General features: G+C 65.9%; 16 protein-coding genes. 12 read left to right on the forward strand and 4 right to left on the reverse strand.

Annotation, left to right across the window (positions count from 1 at the left end; genetic code table 11):
* Positions 1-15: 15 nt before the first annotated feature.
* Positions 16-2181, reverse strand: a complete 2166-nt coding sequence (locus C8J43_RS10270) for a TonB-dependent receptor (RefSeq protein WP_133030752.1) — start codon at positions 2179-2181, stop codon at positions 16-18.
* Positions 2182-2452: 271 nt separating this feature from the next.
* Positions 2453-3280 carry an N-formylglutamate amidohydrolase gene (locus C8J43_RS10275; protein WP_133030753.1) on the reverse strand — a complete coding sequence of 276 codons (828 nt, stop codon included), beginning with the start codon at positions 3278-3280 and terminating at the stop codon, positions 2453-2455.
* A 16-nt stretch (positions 3281-3296) separates the two neighbouring features.
* Here C8J43_RS10275 and C8J43_RS10280 point away from each other — a divergent pair, with 16 nt between their 5' ends.
* The 3 genes from C8J43_RS10280 to C8J43_RS10290 all read left to right on the forward strand — a co-directional run bounded on the left by C8J43_RS10280 (position 3297) and on the right by C8J43_RS10290 (position 5482).
* Complete coding sequence (locus tag C8J43_RS10280; protein WP_133030754.1) at positions 3297-4214, forward strand: transglutaminase family protein; 918 nt, start codon at positions 3297-3299, stop codon at positions 4212-4214.
* 26 nt (positions 4215-4240) lie between these two features.
* On the forward strand, positions 4241-5056 hold the full coding sequence (locus C8J43_RS10285; RefSeq protein WP_133030755.1) for a transglutaminase family protein: 816 nt from the start codon (positions 4241-4243) through the stop codon (positions 5054-5056).
* 90 nt (positions 5057-5146) lie between these two features.
* Positions 5147-5482 (forward strand): hypothetical protein, encoded by a 336-nt coding sequence (locus C8J43_RS10290; protein WP_121904609.1) that lies wholly within the window; start codon positions 5147-5149, stop codon positions 5480-5482.
* A 3-nt stretch (positions 5483-5485) separates the two neighbouring features.
* Here C8J43_RS10290 and C8J43_RS10295 read toward each other — a convergent pair whose 3' ends face one another.
* Complete coding sequence (locus C8J43_RS10295) at positions 5486-6214, reverse strand: Crp/Fnr family transcriptional regulator (protein ID WP_162237258.1); 729 nt, start codon at positions 6212-6214, stop codon at positions 5486-5488.
* A gap of 166 nt (positions 6215-6380) precedes the next feature.
* On the opposite strand from C8J43_RS10295, the gene C8J43_RS10300 reads away from it, so the two are divergent.
* The 5 genes from C8J43_RS10300 to C8J43_RS10320 all read left to right on the forward strand — a co-directional run bounded on the left by C8J43_RS10300 (position 6381) and on the right by C8J43_RS10320 (position 12231).
* Positions 6381-7547 carry an isovaleryl-CoA dehydrogenase gene (locus C8J43_RS10300; protein WP_133030756.1) on the forward strand — a complete coding sequence of 389 codons (1167 nt, stop codon included), beginning with the start codon at positions 6381-6383 and terminating at the stop codon, positions 7545-7547.
* A 148-nt stretch (positions 7548-7695) separates the two neighbouring features.
* A complete protein-coding gene (locus C8J43_RS10305) occupies positions 7696-9297 on the forward strand; it encodes a carboxyl transferase domain-containing protein (protein ID WP_133030757.1) in 1602 nt (533 codons plus the stop codon).
* Positions 9298-9301: 4 nt separating this feature from the next.
* A complete protein-coding gene (locus tag C8J43_RS10310; RefSeq protein ID WP_133030758.1) occupies positions 9302-9784 on the forward strand; it encodes a nuclear transport factor 2 family protein in 483 nt (160 codons plus the stop codon).
* Between the two features lie 159 nt (positions 9785-9943).
* Complete coding sequence (locus tag C8J43_RS10315; protein ID WP_133030759.1) at positions 9944-11782, forward strand: acetyl/propionyl/methylcrotonyl-CoA carboxylase subunit alpha; 1839 nt, start codon at positions 9944-9946, stop codon at positions 11780-11782.
* On the forward strand, positions 11782-12231 hold the full coding sequence (locus C8J43_RS10320) for a MaoC family dehydratase (protein ID WP_133030760.1): 450 nt from the start codon (positions 11782-11784) through the stop codon (positions 12229-12231). Before C8J43_RS10315 ends, C8J43_RS10320 begins: the two co-directional genes overlap by 1 nt.
* Here the strand turns inward: C8J43_RS10320 and C8J43_RS10325 are convergent.
* Positions 12228-12785: an arylesterase gene (locus tag C8J43_RS10325; RefSeq protein WP_347812505.1), complete on the reverse strand. Its 558-nt coding sequence runs from the start codon at positions 12783-12785 to the stop codon at positions 12228-12230. The two genes, C8J43_RS10320 and C8J43_RS10325, sit on opposite strands and share 4 nt — an antisense overlap.
* Before the next feature lie 255 nt (positions 12786-13040).
* On the opposite strand from C8J43_RS10325, the gene C8J43_RS10330 reads away from it, so the two are divergent.
* The 4 genes from C8J43_RS10330 (at position 13041) to C8J43_RS10345 (ending at position 17892) form a co-directional block, all read left to right on the forward strand.
* The gene (locus C8J43_RS10330; protein WP_133030843.1) at positions 13041-13715 is read left to right on the forward strand and encodes an ATP-binding cassette domain-containing protein; all 675 of its coding nucleotides are present in this window, start codon (positions 13041-13043) and stop codon (positions 13713-13715) included.
* Positions 13712-16210 carry an FtsX-like permease family protein gene (locus C8J43_RS10335; RefSeq protein WP_207893355.1) on the forward strand — a complete coding sequence of 833 codons (2499 nt, stop codon included), beginning with the start codon at positions 13712-13714 and terminating at the stop codon, positions 16208-16210. The genes C8J43_RS10330 and C8J43_RS10335 overlap by 4 nt, the downstream gene beginning before the upstream one ends.
* A 117-nt stretch (positions 16211-16327) precedes the next feature.
* Positions 16328-17503, forward strand: coding sequence for a YihY/virulence factor BrkB family protein (locus C8J43_RS10340; RefSeq protein ID WP_243645498.1), 1176 nt, complete (start codon positions 16328-16330; stop codon positions 17501-17503).
* Entirely contained in the window at positions 17503-17892 is a 390-nt protein-coding gene (locus C8J43_RS10345) for a reverse transcriptase-like protein (RefSeq protein ID WP_133030763.1), read from the forward strand. Before C8J43_RS10340 ends, C8J43_RS10345 begins: the two co-directional genes overlap by 1 nt.
* Positions 17893-18134 lie beyond the last annotated feature (242 nt).

Here is an 18134-nt window from a genome sequence, read left to right on the forward strand (position 1 = left end):
CCTTTTACCGCTCGCCTAGAGCCCGAAGCGGAGCGTTGCGCGAAAATCGCGGCCGGCGAGCGGTGCGAAGTCCTTTAGGAAGCTCGTCGCGCGGCGTGCGTTCACGTCGAACAGATTGTTCGCGCTCAACAGCAACGTCGTCTTCGAATCCTTGCCGAACGGGCTGAGGCCGATCGAGGCGTTGACCATCGTGTACGCGCTGGTCTTCGTCTCGAACGCGGCGATGCGGTTCTGGTCGAACACGTGCTCGACCTCGACGCGCCCGTTGATCCGGTCGCCCTGCGCCTCGATTCCGCCGAGCACGCGCATCGGCGGGATGCGCGGGACCGGACCCTGGTCGACGATGTTGGCGTGGACGTAATCGCCGAGCACGTCGGCATTGACCGCATAGCCGCCGATCTGCGCGACCTTCACAGATGCGTCCGCCTCGAACCCGTAATAGCGCGCGTCGGCCTGCTGATACTGGAAGCAGGGCAGGTCGACGACGCGGCCCGACGGATCGGCCGCCGTCTGGCAGACCGACGACGCGACCTGGTTCTCGGAGATGTAGTTCGAGAACCAGTTGTAATAGGCCGACGCGTCGAAGCTGAAGCCGTCGCCATGCGCGTGCAGCGTGCCTTCGAGGCCCCACGACTTCTCAAGCCGGAAGTCCGGGTTGCCGAGTTCGTAGGCCTGCGTCCCGGCATGCGCGCCATTCGCGAACAGTTCTTCGGCAGATGGCGCACGCTCGGTCCGCGAGCCGTTCAGGCCAACGCGAATGCTGTCGGTCAGCGCGTAGGAGGCACCGAGCGAACCCGAAACCGAATGATAGCTCTGGCTGCCACGGAAGAAGCGCAGATCGTCCTCGGGCGTGCGCGCAGCGAGATCGGTGATCTCGTAGCGTACGCCGCCCTCGGCGCGGAACTTGCCGGACTCATACTGTTGCAGCGTGAAGAGTCCGGTCTGGTTGGTCTCGTTCTTCGGCAGGAAGGCCTCGTCGCCGACCACGTTGAAGATGCGGTTGTAGAACTGCACGCCAGACGCGCCCTGCCAGCCGCCACGGTTCGCCTGGATGACCTCCAGTCGTCCTTCGAGGCCCTTGTTGTAGAAGGCGGTGCCGACGGAGTTGTCCTCTTCCAGCTCGAAATGGCGATAGCTCGCCTGTCCGGCGCGGATGCGGATCTTGCTGATGACGTCGCCGCCGGTATCGATCTCGCCGCGCAGGTCGACGCGGTTCTGGACGACGTCGAGGCGGGGCGCCTCCTGCTCCTGGCCGGGTTGCGTGGCGTAGCGGACCGGCACGCCGTACAGGCTGTCATAGTGGCTGTACGAAATGCCGAGATTGCCGTTGTCGGTAATGATCGACGCGCCGGCGCCCGCGGTCCACGTCTCGGCCTGCGTGTTGGGCAGCTTGCCCTTCAACCGTGCCGATGCGGCATAGTCGATCGACTCGGCGTCGTTGGGATCAACGGGTGTGGTGGCCGCCGTCGCCAAGGCTTGTGCGCGGGCGTCGCGCGACAGGATGTAGCCGCCGGTCCGCAGGTCGCCCGACTTCAGGTACGAGCCATCGGCGTGGAGCACGAGATGCGAGCCGACTGCGACGTCGCCGGCCATCCCTCCGGAGCGCTCGTTGGCGGCCGAACCATAGTTGGCGATGCCGTTCACGCGGTAGCCGTTCTCGGGCACCGACCGCGGGATGCGCGTGTCGATGACGTTGACGACGCCGCCGACCGCCGACGTGCCGTACAGCAGCGCGCTGGGGCCGCGGAGAATCTCGATGCGCTCGGCGAGCAGCGGGTCGATGATGACCGCGTGATCGACCGAGGTGTTCGAGACGTCGATCGAGCCGATCCCGTCGGTCAGCACGCGGATCCGGTCACCCTGGAAGCCACGCAGGATCGGCCGTGAGGCGCTCGGGCCGAACGAAGAGGCCGACACGCCGGGCTGGCGCGCGAGCGTCTCGCCGATCGACGGGCGCAGCTGGCGCGTGAGTTCCTGGCCGGTGAGGACGGTGGTGCCCTGCAACACGTCGCGCTCGCTGGTCTGGATCGGCGCGGTGACGATGATGTCGCGCTGGTTGGTCGATCCGACCGATGCCGGGGCGGGGGCTGGCGTCGCAGGATCCGCGGCGGTCGTCTGCGCGTGCGCCTGTGCGGCTAGGAGGGCGGCCAGGGCGGTGGCGCCGAACAGCATCGTCTTCATTAAATTTCCCCGTGTCGTCCCTGAATGAACCGACGATTAAAACTATATGATACATCATATCAAGTTGGAATTGGGGAAGGCCGGTACATCGGTGACTGGCTGTTACCGCAATGCAACACGGACCCGCCGTGAAAGCGGGGGAGCGCTCACCCGACGTCCTGCTGAGGAACGTCAGAATCCAGAATCAAGCAGCGGATCTCGCGTGACCCTGGGTCCTGACTTTCGTCAGGATGACGGGGTGGCGGGCGTTTCTGCTTCGCCACTGGTTCATTCAGCGAACGCCAATAACACTTGCGGGATGTCGACTCGCCGCACTCGCATCGGCCGCGACCAAGAGCAACCGCGCCAGTCGATCCGCCCATGCCACGCAGCCCTCGGTCGAGCCGAGCAGGTCCTGCCGGATCTCAATCTCCGCATAAGGCCGTCGCGCCGGATAGGCGTGGCGTGGGATGGTGTAATCGATCAGATCCATCCGGTACGGCTCGTTGTCGCCCACCGTCAGGTCGGCCTCGGCGCGCAACACATCGAGCAGCGCCTGTGCGAAACACGTGTCGCCGTCGTCGTAGAGGATACCGATCTGCCATGGTCGTGCCTGGTCGCGCAATGCACCGCGCATCGCGGGCGTGAAGCTATGGAGCGCGACCAGTATCGTCCGCATCCCCGCCGCATCGCGCCGCGCCAGCTCGGCCGCGATCGCCGCCTGATACGGCGCATGAATCTCCGCCAGCCGCGCCGCACGGTCCGCGTCGCGCAGGCCGGCATTGCCCGGAACGACCGTCGCGTCGCTGATGTCCGCGATCAGGTCAGGCTGGGTCTCGTTGCGGTTGCAGTCGATCACCAGCCGCGAATAGGTCTGGCGGACGAACACCGCGTCGAGCTTTTCCGCCAACATCGCGCCGAGTTCGCCGATGCCGATGTCCCAGCCTATATGCCGCGCCAGATCTACATCGGTCAGGCCCAGCGCGTTCAACCGCTTCGGCACGGCATTTCCGGCGTGATCGCCGATCAACAGGAACGATGACGCACCTTTGGGGTTGACCACCATAACCGGTGCGGCATCTTCGGTCCCAAGCAGCGTTTGGCTGGCAGTGCTGTTCATGCGACGTGGATCCTCGATGCCATCTCTAACGCTCTCTCATGTAACCAAATACTCGTATCGCCAACCGGTTGCGTTCGGTGAGCACCGGATCATGGTCCGACCGCGCGAAAGCTACGATCAGCACCTGATCGACGCCACGCTGACGATCATCCCCGAGCCTTCCGATGTGCGCTGGCTGCACGATGTGTTCGGCAATTCGGTCGCGATCGCCACCTTCGCCAAGCGCGCGAAGGATCTTGTGATCGACAGCACCGTCCGCCTTGACCACAGCCCGGCGGAACTGCAGCGGGTCGATATCGAGCGCTATGCCCGACAGTATCCGTTCACCTATTCGTCGGAGGAAATGCCCGATTTGCTGCGCTCGATCGAGCGCCAGCATCACGACCCGCAACGCCAGATCGACAGCTGGGCGCGGCGTTTCGTCGGCACCGGCGGGAAGACCGATACGCTGGCGATGCTGTCGGAGATGACCGCCGCGATCAAACGCGAATTCACCTATGTCCAGCGTCCGGAGAAGGGCACGCAGTCGCCGATCGAGACGCTGACGACGCGCAAGGGTACGTGCCGCGACTATGCGATGCTGATGATCGAGGCGGTCCGCGCGCTCGGTTTCGCGGCGCGGTTCGTGTCGGGCTATGTCTACAACCCTACACGTCGGGAGCATCGCACCGGCGGCGGCAACACGCATGCCTGGGTCCGCGTGTATCTGCCTGGCTCGGGCTGGGTCGAGTTCGATCCGACCAACGGCATCGTTGGCAATCGCGGCCTAGTCCGTGTCGCGATCGCCCGCGACATCTACCAGGCGGTTCCGGTCTCGGGGACCTGGAGCGGCTTTCCCGGCAGCTTCCTCGACATGAGCGTGTCGGTCGACATCACCGTCGACGAGGACGCGGAGGTCGCGCGTCACCAGCATCCATCATCGCAATCCGCATGACACCAGGGCATCCAAGGGGGACATCGATGCTGATCAGAGCCGGCTACGACATTCGTTTCGAAACCGACGTCGCGACGCCGATGATGGCGATGCTGAGCCTGCATCCGTCGCGCAACAATGATCTGGTGACGCCGCACCGGCTCGCGGCCGATCCCGACGTGCCGACCTATGATTATCTCGATGCGTTCGGCAACGTTTGCTCGCGCTTTACCGTCCCCAAGGGCGGTCTGACGCTGTCGTGCGACTTCACGATCGAGGACAGCGGCCTGCCGGACCCCGTCTCCCCCGATGCAGTCCAGCACGCGGTCGAGGATCTGCCCGACGACGTCCTCATCTACCTGCTTGGCAGCCGATACTGCGAGACCGACCGGCTGTCCGAGACCGCGTGGTCGCTGTTCGGCCACGTCCCCGCCGGCTGGCAACGCGTGCAGGCGATCGTCGACTTCGCGCACGACCATGTCGAGTTCGGCTATCACTTCGCGCGCCCGACCAAGACCGCCTGGGACGTGTATCAGGAGCGTCAGGGCGTGTGCCGCGATTTCGCGCATCTTGCGATCACGCTGTGCCGCTGCATGAACATCCCCGCACGCTACTGCACCGGCTATCTCGGCGATATCGGCATCCCGCCGGTGGACGCGCCGATGGATTTCTCGGCTTGGTTCGACGTGTATCTCGGTGGCACCTGGCACACGCTCGACGCGCGCCACAACCGTCCGCGGATAGGCCGGATACTGATGGCACGGGGCAGGGATGCGACCGATACCGCGCTCACCACCAGCTTCGGTCCGGCGCGTCTGGTCGGCTTCGACGTGCACACCGACGAGGTCGAAGCGGCGGGCTAAACCGGCGCTTGCGGCAAGTTAGGTCTTGTCGCGAGCGCCGCGTTCGGCCTAACGGCTCCGATCCCCCAAACTTATGCTGCGATGCACAACATGACCTCGACCCCTGACCAGTCCTCGCCCGCCAACGCGAACGCCCTGCTGTTGCAGGCGATCGCGCTGCGCCAGTGCATTACCGCGACGTATAACCGGATGGTCTGCACGCTCGCCCCGCACATCCTCTACACCAAGCATGACGACGTGTTCGTCGATGCGATCACGCTCGAGCGCGACGGTCAGCCGCCCAAGGAGATCAAGCTCGGCACGTTCAAGCTCGCCGGGTTGAAGGATATCGAGGTCATCGATCGCCCGTTCGTCCCCGATGCGATCTTCAATCCTGGCGACATCAAGTACGACCGGGTCACGCTGTTCGTGGTCGATCGCACCTGAATTTCAAGCGGCGGCGGGCAACCACGCCGTCTCGATCTCGCCGTAGCGATCGACGAACCCGGTCGCTGCGACGAGCGCCTTCTCGTCGACGATCTTGACCCGCCGGCCGGTCCGCTCGATCACGCCGGACTTCTCCAGCGCGCGGATCGTGCGGTTGACGTGGACCTTGGTCAACCCGAGCGCATCGCCGATATCGGTCTGCGTCAGCGGCAGGTCGAACGAGTCGACGATTCCCCCGGCGGTCACCCGCAGCCGCGCCATGATATCGAGCAGCAGCGTCGACAGCCGCTCGCTAGCCCCCATCCGGCCGATCGTTGTCAGCCGGTCGCTCATCGCGACGTTCTCGGCCGCGGCGATCGCATAGAGCAGCCCGGCGATCCGCGGTTGTGCTCGGAACAGCTGGCCCAGGGCATTCTTCGGCATCTCGATGACGATACAGTCGGAGATCGCGGTCAGCGTCGCCGCCGCCTGCGACCACGCCATGCTGGATGTCCCGATCAGATCGCCTGCATAATGGAACCGCAGGATCTGCCGCCCGCCGGTGATCAGCTTGGTCGACGAATGCAGCCAGCCCTGACGCACGACGTACAGAGCATGGCTTTCGCCACCCTCCGCCATCAGCACATCGCCGGCCTTCAGGCGTCGCTCGCCCTTTTCAGCCTGCAGGATCGCGTCCCGCTCCGCCTCGGTCAGGTCGAGATGTCGACCCAGCCGCGCGATCAAACCGCTCAATTGCATCTTCGTGCCTTACGTCCACGCCCCATGAGCAAATATCGTTCGCACGAACATCGCCCAGCGGGAAGGGGGGATGACCGTTTCACCGCTGGTTTCGCGCAAGGAAACGCTGTGCTAGTCGCCGCGCAACAAGCCTCGGCAAGTGAGGCGACACGGAGATGGCATGCTGAACGATTTCGATTTCGCGCTGGGCGAATCTGCGGACATGATCCGCGAGTCCACGCAGCGGTTCGCCGCGGACAAGATCGCGCCGCTGGCGGCGAAGATCGACGCGGACGACTGGTTCCCGCGCGAACTGTGGCCTGCGATGGGCGAACTCGGGCTGCACGGCATCACCGTCGAGGAGGAGTTTGGCGGCCTCGGCCTCGGCTATCTCGAGCATGTCGTCGCGGTCGAGGAAGTCAGCCGCGCATCCGCGTCGATCGGGCTCAGCTACGGCGCGCATTCGAATCTGTGCGTCAACCAGATCCGCCGCTGGGGCAATCCCGAGCAAAAGGCGAAGTACCTGCCCAAGCTAGTGTCGGGCGAGCATGTCGGCAGCCTCGCCATGTCCGAGGCGGGGGCCGGCTCCGACGTCGTCTCGATGAAGCTCAAGGCGGTCAAGACCGACGCGGGGTACGTCCTCAACGGCACGAAATTCTGGATCACCAACGCGACGTACGCCGATACCCTCGTAGTCTATGCGAAGACCGGCGAAGGTTCGCGCGGGATCACCGCGTTCCTGATCGAGAAGGATATGCCGGGCTTCGCGATCGGCCAGAAGATCGACAAGATGGGTATGCGCGGGTCGCCCACCGCCGAACTCGTCTTTACCGATTGCGAGGTCCCGGCCGAGAACGTCATGGGCCCCGAGAATGGCGGCGTCAGCGTCTTGATGTCGGGCCTCGACTACGAGCGCGCGGTGCTCGCGGGTATCCAGCTCGGCATCATGCAGGCGTGCCTCGACGTCGTGATCCCGTACGTCCGCGAGCGGAAGCAGTTCGGCACGCCGATCGGCCAGTTCCAGCTGATCCAGGCGAAGGTCGCCGACATGTACGTCGCGCTCAGTTCGGCGCGCGCGTACGTCTATGCGGTCGCCAAATCGTGCGATGCCGGCAAGACGACTCGGTTCGACGCGGCGGGCGCGATCCTGTTGGCGAGTGAGAGCGCGGTGAAGGTGTCGCTCGAGTCGATCCAGGCGCTCGGCGGGGCCGGCTACACCAAGGACTGGCCGGTCGAGCGGTTCATGCGCGACGCGAAGTTGCTCGACATCGGCGCGGGGACGAACGAGATTCGCCGCATGCTGATCGGCAGAGAACTTATCGGGGCTGCTCCCAAGGTGGCACAGTAATGGCCACCGCAAATCCTCCCCGGCACGGGGAGGGGGACCGCGTAGCGGTGGGGGGGGCTCACCCCGCACGTAACGCTGGCGGAAGCCCCCCTCCACCCTTCGTCCAAGCGGACGAACGGTCCCCCTCCCCGTGCCGGGGAGGATTGGCATGACCGCCCCCGTCCTCACCTCCGCCCTGTCCCCCGACAGCGAGACCTTCTGCGCCAACGCGACCCACAACCGCGCGCTTGCCGAGACCCTCCGCGAGGACGTCGCCCGAACCGCGCTAGGCGGTAACGCCAAGTCCCGCGAGCGCCACACCGCGCGAGGCAAGCTTCTCCCACGCGACCGCGTCGAACGCCTGCTCGACCCCGGCTCGCCGTTCCTCGAGATCGGCCAACTCGTCGCCAACGGCCTATACGATGATGAAGTCCCCGGCGCCGGCCTGATCATCGGCATCGGCCGCGTCTCCGGTCGCCAGTGCATGATCGTCTGCAACGACGCGACGGTGAAGGGCGGCACCTACTACCCGCTCACCGTCAAGAAACACCTCCGCGCGCAGGAGATCGCGCAGGAAAACCGGCTCCCCTGCATCTACCTCGTCGACAGCGGCGGCGCCAACCTGCCGCACCAGGCCGAGGTATTTCCCGACCGCGATCACTTCGGCCGGATATTCTTCAACCAGGCGACCATGTCCGCGCTCGGCATCCCGCAGATCGCCTGCGTCATGGGCAGCTGCACCGCGGGTGGCGCGTACGTGCCCGCGATGTCCGACGAGACGATCATCGTTCGCGGGCAGGGGACGATCTTCCTCGCCGGCCCACCGCTGGTGAAGGCCGCGACCGGCGAGGTCATCTCCGCCGAGGAACTGGGGGGCGCCGACACGCATGGCCGCCGCTCGGGCGTGGTCGATCACGTTGCCGAGAACGACGAGCACGCGTTGACGATCGTCCGCGACATCGTCTCCACGCTGCAACCGCAGGCGCAGACCGCGGTGAACCTCCAGCAGTCCCGGCCGCCGAAGTTCGCCCCCGAAGAGCTGTACGGCATCGTCCCCAGCGACGTCCGCGCGCCCTACGACGTCCACGAAGTCATTGCGCGCCTCGTCGACGGCAGCGAGTTCCACGAGTTCAAGGCACTCTACGGCACCTCGCTCGTCTGCGGGTTCGCGCACATCTGGGGCATCCCGGTCGCGATCCTCGCCAACAACGGCGTGCTGTTCAGCGAGAGCGCGCAGAAGGGCGCGCACTTCATCGAACTCGCTTGCCAGCGGAAGGTCCCGCTGCTGTTCCTTCAGAACATCTCCGGCTTCATGGTCGGCGGCAAGTACGAGGCGGAAGGCATTGCAAAACATGGCGCAAAGCTTGTCACCGCCGTTGCCACCGCGACTGTCCCGAAGATCACGGTATTGATCGGCGGCAGCTTCGGCGCGGGCAATTACGGCATGTGCGGCCGCGCCTATTCGCCGCGCTTCCTATTTACCTGGCCCAATAGCCGGATCAGCGTGATGGGCGGCGAACAGGCGGCCTCCGTCCTCGCCACCGTCCACCGCGACGCGGACAGCTGGACGCCCGAGCAGGCCGAAGCTTTCAAGGCGCCCGTCCGTCAGAAATACGAGGACGAGGGCAACCCCTGGTACGCCACCGCGCGCCTGTGGGACGACGGCATCATCGATCCCGCCCAAACGCGAGACGTGCTGGGCCTGGCCTTCGCCGCGACGCTCAACGCTCCCATCCCCGAACGCCCCGCGTTCGGCGTGTTCAGGATGTAACCCGATGATCCTGCTGTCACTTCTCCTCGCCGCCGGTCAGGTCACCCCGGTCCAGCCAATCGTCAAGGGCACCGGACTGCCGCCGGCGCCCCTGACCGAAGACGCCGGCGTCATGGTCCCGATCGATGCGCTTTTCGCCGCGCTGGCCGCGCGTGACGGCCAGGCGATCCTCGCCCAGGTCCGCCCCGACGGCGGCGCCACCGTCGCCGAGGAAAAGCCCGACGGCACGCGCACCGTCCGTCGCATGGGCTGGCCCGAGTTCGCGGCCATGATCAAGCCCGGCCCCGAACGCTACGCCGAACGGCTGACCGATCCCGCGGTCGACATCGACGGCGATATCGCGATGGTCTGGTCGCCCTACGTCTTCACGATCGACGGCAAGGTCTCGCATTGTGGCATCGACCATTTCGACATGGTCCGCGAAGCCGGCCGCTGGAAGATCGCCAACCTCACCTGGTCGAAGCGCACCACCGGCTGCGCGAACTGACATGCTCTGTCCTACACCGCCCGCATCGGCCTATGCCGGGATCGCCATGCTGAAACAGCCGATCCCGTCCGCCGAAACCCGACCCCGCGCCGCCGTTTCGAACGCGAAGTGCACATCGCGTGGGCGTCTACACTTTCTATACTTCACTCGGCTAAACCGATGATCGAATCGCTCCTGATCGCCAACCGCGGCGAGATCGCCTGCCGCATCATCCGTACCGCAAGGGCGCTCGGCATCCGCACGATCGCGGTCTATTCGGACGCCGACGCGAACGCGCTCCACGTCCGCCAGGCCGACGAAGCCGTGCACATCGGCGCCTCCCCGGCGCGCGAAAGCTACCTCGTCGGCGACCGCTTCATCGCCGCCGCGAAGGCGACCGGCGCGCAGGCTATCCACCCCGGCTACGGCTTCCTGTCCGAGAATGCCGACTTCGCCCAGGCCGTGCTCGACGCCGGCCTGATCTGGGTCGGCCCCAACCCCGACAGCATCCGCGCGATGGGCCTGAAGGACGCGGCCAAACAGCGCATGATCGCCGCCGGCGTGCCCGTTACGCCGGGCTATCTCGGTGAGGACCAGTCCCCCGACCGTCTGAAGACGGAGGCCGACGCGATCGGCTATCCCGTACTGATCAAGGCAGTCGCCGGCGGCGGCGGCAAGGGCATGCGCCGCGTCGACACCGCCGCCGACTTCGCCGACTCCCTCGTCTCCTGCCAGCGCGAGGCGGCCTCGTTGTTCGGCAACACCGACGTGCTGATCGAGAAATACATCCTCTCGCCGCGCCATATCGAGGTGCAAGTTTTCGGCGACAGCCACGGCAACGTCGTCCACCTGTTCGAACGCGACTGCTCGCTCCAGCGCCGCCACCAGAAGGTGATCGAGGAAGCGCCCGCACCCGGCATGGACGCCGCCACGCGCGAAGCGATCTGCGCCGCCGCGGTCAAAGCCGCCAAGGCAGTCGATTACGTCGGCGCCGGCACGATCGAGTTCATCGCCGACGCCAGCGAAGGCCTCCGCGCCGACCGCATCTGGTTCATGGAAATGAACACGCGGTTGCAGGTCGAGCACCCGGTGACCGAAGAGATCACCGGCCAGGACCTCGTCGAATGGCAACTCCGCGTCGCGTCTGGCCAGCCCTTGCCCAAGCGCCAAGACGAGCTGGCGATCGACGGCTGGGCGATGGAAGCGCGGCTCTATGCCGAGGATCCAGCCAAGGGGTTCCTGCCGTCGATCGGAACGCTCGAACGCTTCGATCTCGGCACCTCGGCCCGCGTCGATACGGGGGTAGAGGAGGGCGCTGAAATCTCGCCCTTCTACGACCCGATGATCGCCAAGGTCATCGCCTGGGGCGAAGACCGCGAGACTGCCCGCGAAGCCCTCGCGTATGCGCTCGACGGCGCGGTCGTCTGGCCGGTCCGCTCCAACGCAGGGTTCCTCGTCGAGGCGCTAGACCATCCCGACTTCGTCGCGGGCACGCTCGACACCGGGCTGATCGCCCGCGAAGGCGACGCGCTCATGCCGCCGACGCACCCGACCGAAGAGGCGTTGGCCGATGCCGCAGGCGCGCTCGTCTCCGCCGATCCGATCGCCGGCTTCCGTCTCAACGCCGCGCCGCGTCGTAGCGCGACGTTCCTGCTGGACGGCGAACCGGTCGAGGTCGATCTCGACGGACAGGCCGGAACGACGTCGGTGTTCGAAGACGTTCTGATCTCCGAAGCCGGCCAGACCTGGCAGCTCAAGCCTTGGCGCGCATCCGGAGTCGTTGCAGGCGGAGCGGCCGATGGTGCGATCCTGTCGCCGATGCCCGGCCGCATCATCGCGGTCGACGTCGCGGCCGGCGATACCGTCGCGAAGGGCCAGAAGCTCGTCACGCTTGAGGCGATGAAGATGGAACACTCCCTGACCGCGCCGTTCGACGGCATCGTCGCGGACCTCAACGCAATCGAGGGCGGGCAGGTGACCGAGGGCACCATGCTCGTCCGCATCGAGAAGGATAGCTGATGGCCGGACGCTATTACGACGAGTGGAGCATCGGCGACCGGATCGAGCACGAGATCCGCCGCACCGTGACCGAGACGGACAACCTCCTGTTCTCGACGATGACTCACAACCCGCAGCCGCTCCACCTCGATATCGAGGCGGCCAAGGCGAGCGAGTTCGGCCGGATCCTCGTCAACGGCACTTTCACCTTCGCGCTGATGGTCGGGCTGTCGGTCGGCGAGACGACGCTCGGCACGCTCGTCGCGAACCTCGGCTACGACAAGCTGATACATCCGAAACCCGTCTTCATCGGCGACACGATGCGTGCCGAGACGGAGGTTACAGAGCTTAAGCCGAGCAAGTCGCGTCCCGAGGCGGGCATCGTCACCTTCACCCACCGCCTGATCAACCAGCGCGACGAGATCGTCTGCCAATGCTTGCGAACAGCGCTACTCAAACGCGAGGGTTAACTGGCTTTCCCGAGCGCAGTCTCGACCACCGGCGTTACCTTTGCTGCGATCTTGGCGACCCCACCCGGATTGGGATGAACATGATCGACCTGCATCAACTGCGCATTGCCGATCACCCCGTCCAGAATGAACGGATAGAGCGCAACATCGTACCGCTTGGCCAAGTCCGGCCAGATCGCGTTGAACTGACTGGCGAAGTCCGGGCCGAGATTGGGCGGCGCCATCATTCCCGTCAGCATCACGGGGATACTGCGACGCTTTGCCTCGTCGAGCATCGCGGTCATGTTCGCCCGCGTCTCGGCAGGCGAGATCTGGCGCAGCACGTCGTTCCCGCCCAGCCCGATCAGCACGAGATCGGGTTTGCGCGCCATATTGTCGAGCGCGAACGCGAACCGCTGACGCCCCGCTGCGCTCGTATCCCCCGACACGCCCGCGTTGACGATCGTCGCATTGATCCCGTCACGCCGCAGTCGCTCTTGTACTGCATCCGGCAAACTCTGCCCGCGATCGAGCCCATACCCCGCGTACAGGCTGTCCCCGAATGCAAGGATCAACTTCGGCGGACCTTTCGGCGCTGGCGTTGCAACGGCTGGCGCGACGGCATTGGTGGGAGGTGAGGGGGCGGGTGTCGTGTCGCTTCGATCGCATCCGGCAAGCAGCCCGGCTTGGAGAAGGACCGCGCTGACCCCATACAGTGTCCGACGCCTGCTTTTTCGATTTCGCTCCAATTTGAAGATCTCCAACCACCCATGACTCACAATGCGCACGACGCCGTGCCCGATCATGCCGCAGACGACGCCGCAGACGACATGGTGATCACCATTCGCGATGTCACCCTGACGCTCGGCGCGGCAACTGCGGCGACGACGATCTTGAAGGGCATCGACCTCGATATCGCGCGCGGGACCAGCATCGCGCTGCTCGGACCGTCGGGATCGGGCAAGTCGTCGCTGATGGCGATCCTGTCCGGACTCGAACAGGCGAGCGGCGGCAGCGTGCGGGTCGCGGGGCTCGATTTCGGGGCGCTCGACGAGGATGCGTTGTCGCGCGCGAGACGCGGGCGGATCGGCATCGTCCTCCAGGCCTTCCATCTGCTGCCGACGATGACCGCGCTGGAAAACGTCGCGGTGCCAATGGAACTGGCCGGCATGCCCGACGCGTTCGCGCGCGCGGAAGCCGAACTGACCGCGGTCGGCCTATCACACCGTATCGGCCATTATCCGACTCAATTGTCGGGCGGGGAGCAGCAGCGCGTAGCGATCGCCCGCGCGCTCGGGCCGAGGCCCGATATCGTGTTCGCCGACGAGCCGACCGGCAATCTCGACACCGCGACCGGGGCGTCGATCATGGACCTGTTGTTCGATCGTCGTGCGGCGACCGGCGCGACGCTGATCGTCATCACGCATGATCCCGCGCTCGCGGCGCGCTGCGACCGGATCGTCGAGCTGGGCGACGGGCGTATCGTCGCGGATCGCTTGCGGTGAACGACTGGCGGCTGGCGTGGCGGCTTGCGCAGCGCGAACTCGACCTGCGGTTTCGCGGGCTGCGGCTGTTGCTCGCGTGCCTGTTTCTCGGCGTCGGGGCGCTCGCCGCGATCGGCAGCCTGACCCAGGCGATCGACGCCGAACTCGCCTCCCGCGGTAGCGCGATTCTCGGCGGCGACGTGGAATTCGCGGCCTCGCAGCGCGCCGCGACGCCGGCCGAACGCGCAGGGATGGCGCGGCTCGGTGTCGTGTCGGAAACGGTGCGGATGCAGGCGATGGCGGTGCGCGGCACCAACAGCGTGCCGATCGAGCTGAAAGGTGTCGACACCGCGTATCCGCTCTATGGCACGCTGGCTTTGCACGGTGGCCGATCGGCTAAACCGCTCGACGCGACGACCGTACTCGTCGTGCCCGCGCTGGCGGAGCGCCTCGGGATAGCGCCCGGCGCCAAAGTCAGGCTCGGCACCGCAGCGTTCACCGTCGGTGGGATCGTCACGAGCGAGCCGGACCGGTTGGGGGAGGGGTTCACGCTCGGCCCAGTGGCGATCGTCTCGCTCGCGGGGATCACACGGACCGGTCTCGTCCAGCCCGGCAGTCTGTACGAAAGCAAGTACCGCGTCCGGTTGCCCGAAGGCGCGTCGCCGCAAACCGTCACCGACCGCTTCAAGGCGGCGTTCGCGACCGGCGGCTGGGAAACCAAGACTCGCGACCGCGCCGCACCCGGCGCCGAGCGCTTCGTCGACCGGATGGGCCAGTTCCTGCTGCTCGTCGGTCTCTCCGCGCTGGTCATCGCCGGGATCGGCGTCGGCAACGGCGTGTCGTCCTACCTGACCGCGCGTCGCAGCAGCATCGCCGCGCTGAAAGTGCTCGGCGCCACCTCGGGGATCATCGCGCGGATCTATATCCTGCAGGTCGCGGTAGTCGCGGCGATGGGGATCGCCGCGGGGCTGGTCGCCGGGATCGTGACCGTGCCGTTGATCGTCTGGCTTGCCGGCGACGTCCTGCCCGTCGCGCCACGGTTCGCCGTTCAGGTCGCGCCGCTCGCGCTTGCTGCGGCGTACGGCATGCTGATCGCGCTGGCCTTTACCGCACCGCCCTTGATCGAGGCGGGGCGTATCCCTGCCGCCGGGTTGCTGCGCGGGCTTCCCGGCGAGCGCCGCGTACCACTTCGTCGGACACTTCCCTGGGTGCTCGGCGCCGGTGCGGCGATCGTCGCGCTTGCGCTGCTGACCGCTGAACAGCCCGGTTTGAGTGCCGGCTTCCTCGCTGCGGTGGCGGGCGTGCTCGCTATTCTGGCGTTGTTCGGGCGGAGCATCCGTCGCGGCGCCGCGCTGCTGCCTCGATCGCGGCGCCCGTTACTCCGCTTGGCGGTTGCCGGTCTGCACCGGCCCGGTGCGAGGACCGGGACGTTGGTCGTCGCGCTCGGTCTGGGGTTGACGCTGTTCGTCCTGCTGGCCGGAATCCGCACCAGCATCGATGCGAACATAGAGCGGACCGTGCCGCAGCGCGCGCCCGCGCTGTTCGCGCTCGACGTCCCGCCCGATCGCGAGGCCGAGTTTCGCCGGGTTGTCGAAGCTATCGCCACCCACCCGGTGATCCGAACGGTGCCGGCGATGCGCGGCACGATCACCGGCTATGGCACGACGCGGGTTGCGGATCTCAAGACGTTGCCCGAGGGCGCCTGGGCGCTGCGCGGCGAGCGCGGTCTGACCTATTCCGAGACGCTTCCTGAAGGGAGCGAACTAACTGCGGGTCGGTGGTGGCCGCGAACCTACCACGGGCCGCCGCTCGTCTCGATCGACGAGCGGCTGGCGAAAGTGCTCGACCTGAAGATCGGCGATCCGCTCAGCTATACGTTGCTCGGGGTGGAGCGAACCGCGACGATCGCATCGTTCCGGAGGATCAGCTGGGATACGCTTGGCTTCAACTTCGTGATGGTCTTCTCGCCCAACGCGATCGAGGACGCTCCGCACAATCTCGCGGCGACGATCGATCTCGCGCCCGGGCAGGAGGCGAGGGTGATGCGTGCGTTGCTGCCCCGCTTCCCGTCGGTCTCGGTGATCGAGGTGCGCGGTGTGCTGGGGCAGGTTCGCGCGATCGTCTCGCAGATGGCGACTGCGATCACCGCGGCGGCATCGGTCGCGATCCTGGCCGGTATCGCCGTGCTGATCGGTGCGATCGCCGCCGCACGCGAGGCGCGCACCTACGACGGCGTGATCCTGCGCACCCTCGGCGCCACGCGGCGGCAGGTGCTCGCGGTCCAGGCGCTCGAATACGCGTTTTTGAGCATCGTGCTGTCGCTGCTTGCTTTGCTGCTGGGGCTCGGCGGCGCGTGGTATGTCGTGACCCAGCTGTTCACGTTCGAATGGCTGCCAGATCACGCAACGGTCTTTGCGACGCTGGTCGGGGGTGCCGGGCTGACGATGGCGATCGGACTGATCGGCACGTGGCCAATTCTCGGCGCGCGCCCCGCACGCGCGCTTCGCGAGCTTTAGAAATGAATGCGTACGGACATGCGGCACGTTTCCAGACCCGTGGCGTTGGGCTGATGCGGGGTGATCCTCGCATCACCATTCTTTCCGAGGACCAAGACTCTGGCCGATACGACCGCTTTGCCGAATACTGCCACCAGCCCCTGGTCGATGTCGGCAGGCGAATGGTGGAAGGTCCTGAAGCGCACCTGGGCCGAGGCAGCGGACGATAATATCGGGCTCATCGCCGCGGGGACCGCGTTCTACGGGTTCGCGGCGATCGTCCCGTTGCTGGCGTCGGTCGTCCTGATCTATGGCTTGGTTGCCGATACCGCGACCGTCGTCGCCAACATCCGTGCTCTTTTCAACGTCCTCCCCGATGATGCGGCCCGCGTGATCGGCGATCAGCTGGCGACCGTCGTCGGCACGTCGGAAGGCAAGAAGGGGTTCGGCCTCGTCATCGCGCTGGGGATCGCCTTGTACGGCGGCACCAAGGGTGCCTCGTCGATCGTCACCGCGCTCAACATCGCCTATGAAGAGAAGGAAACGCGGGGGTTCATCGTGTTGAACCTGCTGGCCTTCGCGATCACTGGTGGGGCGGTGATGCTGGCATTGGTTGCCGCCCTGTCGACCGCGGCTTTTGCGCTACTCGACAGCCTGATACCTGGCGCGCCGGAAATCCTGCTGCTGGCGATCCGCCTTGTCAGTTACGGCGTGCTCGCCTCGCTGGGCGTGACGGCGGCGGCGTGCCTGTATCGGTTCGGCCCCAATCGTCACAAAGCCAAATGGGCGTGGCTGACGCCCGGATCTTTGGCTGCGACGGTCATATGGCTGGGCGCGACGATCGGGTTCGGCATCTATGTCTCGCGCTTTGGAAATTACGGCGCGACCTATGGCTCACTGAGCGCGGTCATCGTGCTCCTCACATGGCTGTGGCTCTCGGCCTATGTTTTCCTGCTCGGCGCAGAGCTGAATTCGGAACTGGAGCACCAAACGACGAGCGACACGACGACCGGTGAGGCTACACCGATGGGAACGCGAGGTGCGACCGTCGCAGATACGGCTGCGACAGACATTGACCCGAAGCCAGTTGTTCAGCCCGAGGAGCGGGACAGGGTAGGGGCCTTGGCCGCAGTCCATTTCAGTGGCGTGCAGGCAGGGCTACCAGCATCGCTTCTGGCGTTCGGCGGTCTGAGGTCGATCCGTCGCGGTTCGCCGGTTGCGGGTCTTTGTCTGATCGCTGTTGGCGCAGCGCTGGCGCACTCGAAGCGACGTGCGTCTGACGAGGTGGCAGCGAAAACGCGAGCCAAGGCCTGATGACATATGGGCGGTCGATCAAGCTGTTCTTCGATGGCGGTTGCCGGCCAAACCCTGGCCCCATCGAATGCGCGGTAGTCCGGAAGGGGGTAGCGCACTACCAGCACGATCTCGGTAACGGCAGTAACAGCGACGCCGAATGGCTGGCTGCGATCCAGGCATTGGAGATCGCAGCACGAAACGGCGACCGCGATATCACGCTGCTCGGCGATTCCACGCTGGTCGTGACCCAAGCCAATCGAACGGCGCGGTGTCGCTCGGCTGAGCTCGAAGCACACCGGGCTCGGTTCACGGAGCTAGCCGTCGGGTTCGAGCAGCTCCGCATCCGGCATATCGGTCGAGCCCAGAACCTCGCAGGCATAGCGTTGGCCAAGCTGCACCCCCGGTGAGGCTGATACCGCCCCGCCAAGCGTCACAGGGGCCTCAAGCACCGTTTTTCCGGAAACCGACCAAAAACTGTAAAATAGTGTTTGACGGGTTTGTGGGCTGGCCCTAGAGGGGTGTCACCGCAGCGAACGGCCACACGGTCTGGACGCAGCGGTCGCAAAAAACCAGATGCTCCAAGCTTTCCGAGAGGAGGGTTATGCGAGTGTCGGTATTTTTGTCGGCTCTTTGACATTGTAGGTTAAGA

The organism is Sphingomonas sp. PP-CE-1G-424, assembly GCF_004341085.1.
In the GTDB taxonomy this organism is placed as follows: domain Bacteria; phylum Pseudomonadota; class Alphaproteobacteria; order Sphingomonadales; family Sphingomonadaceae; genus Sphingomonas.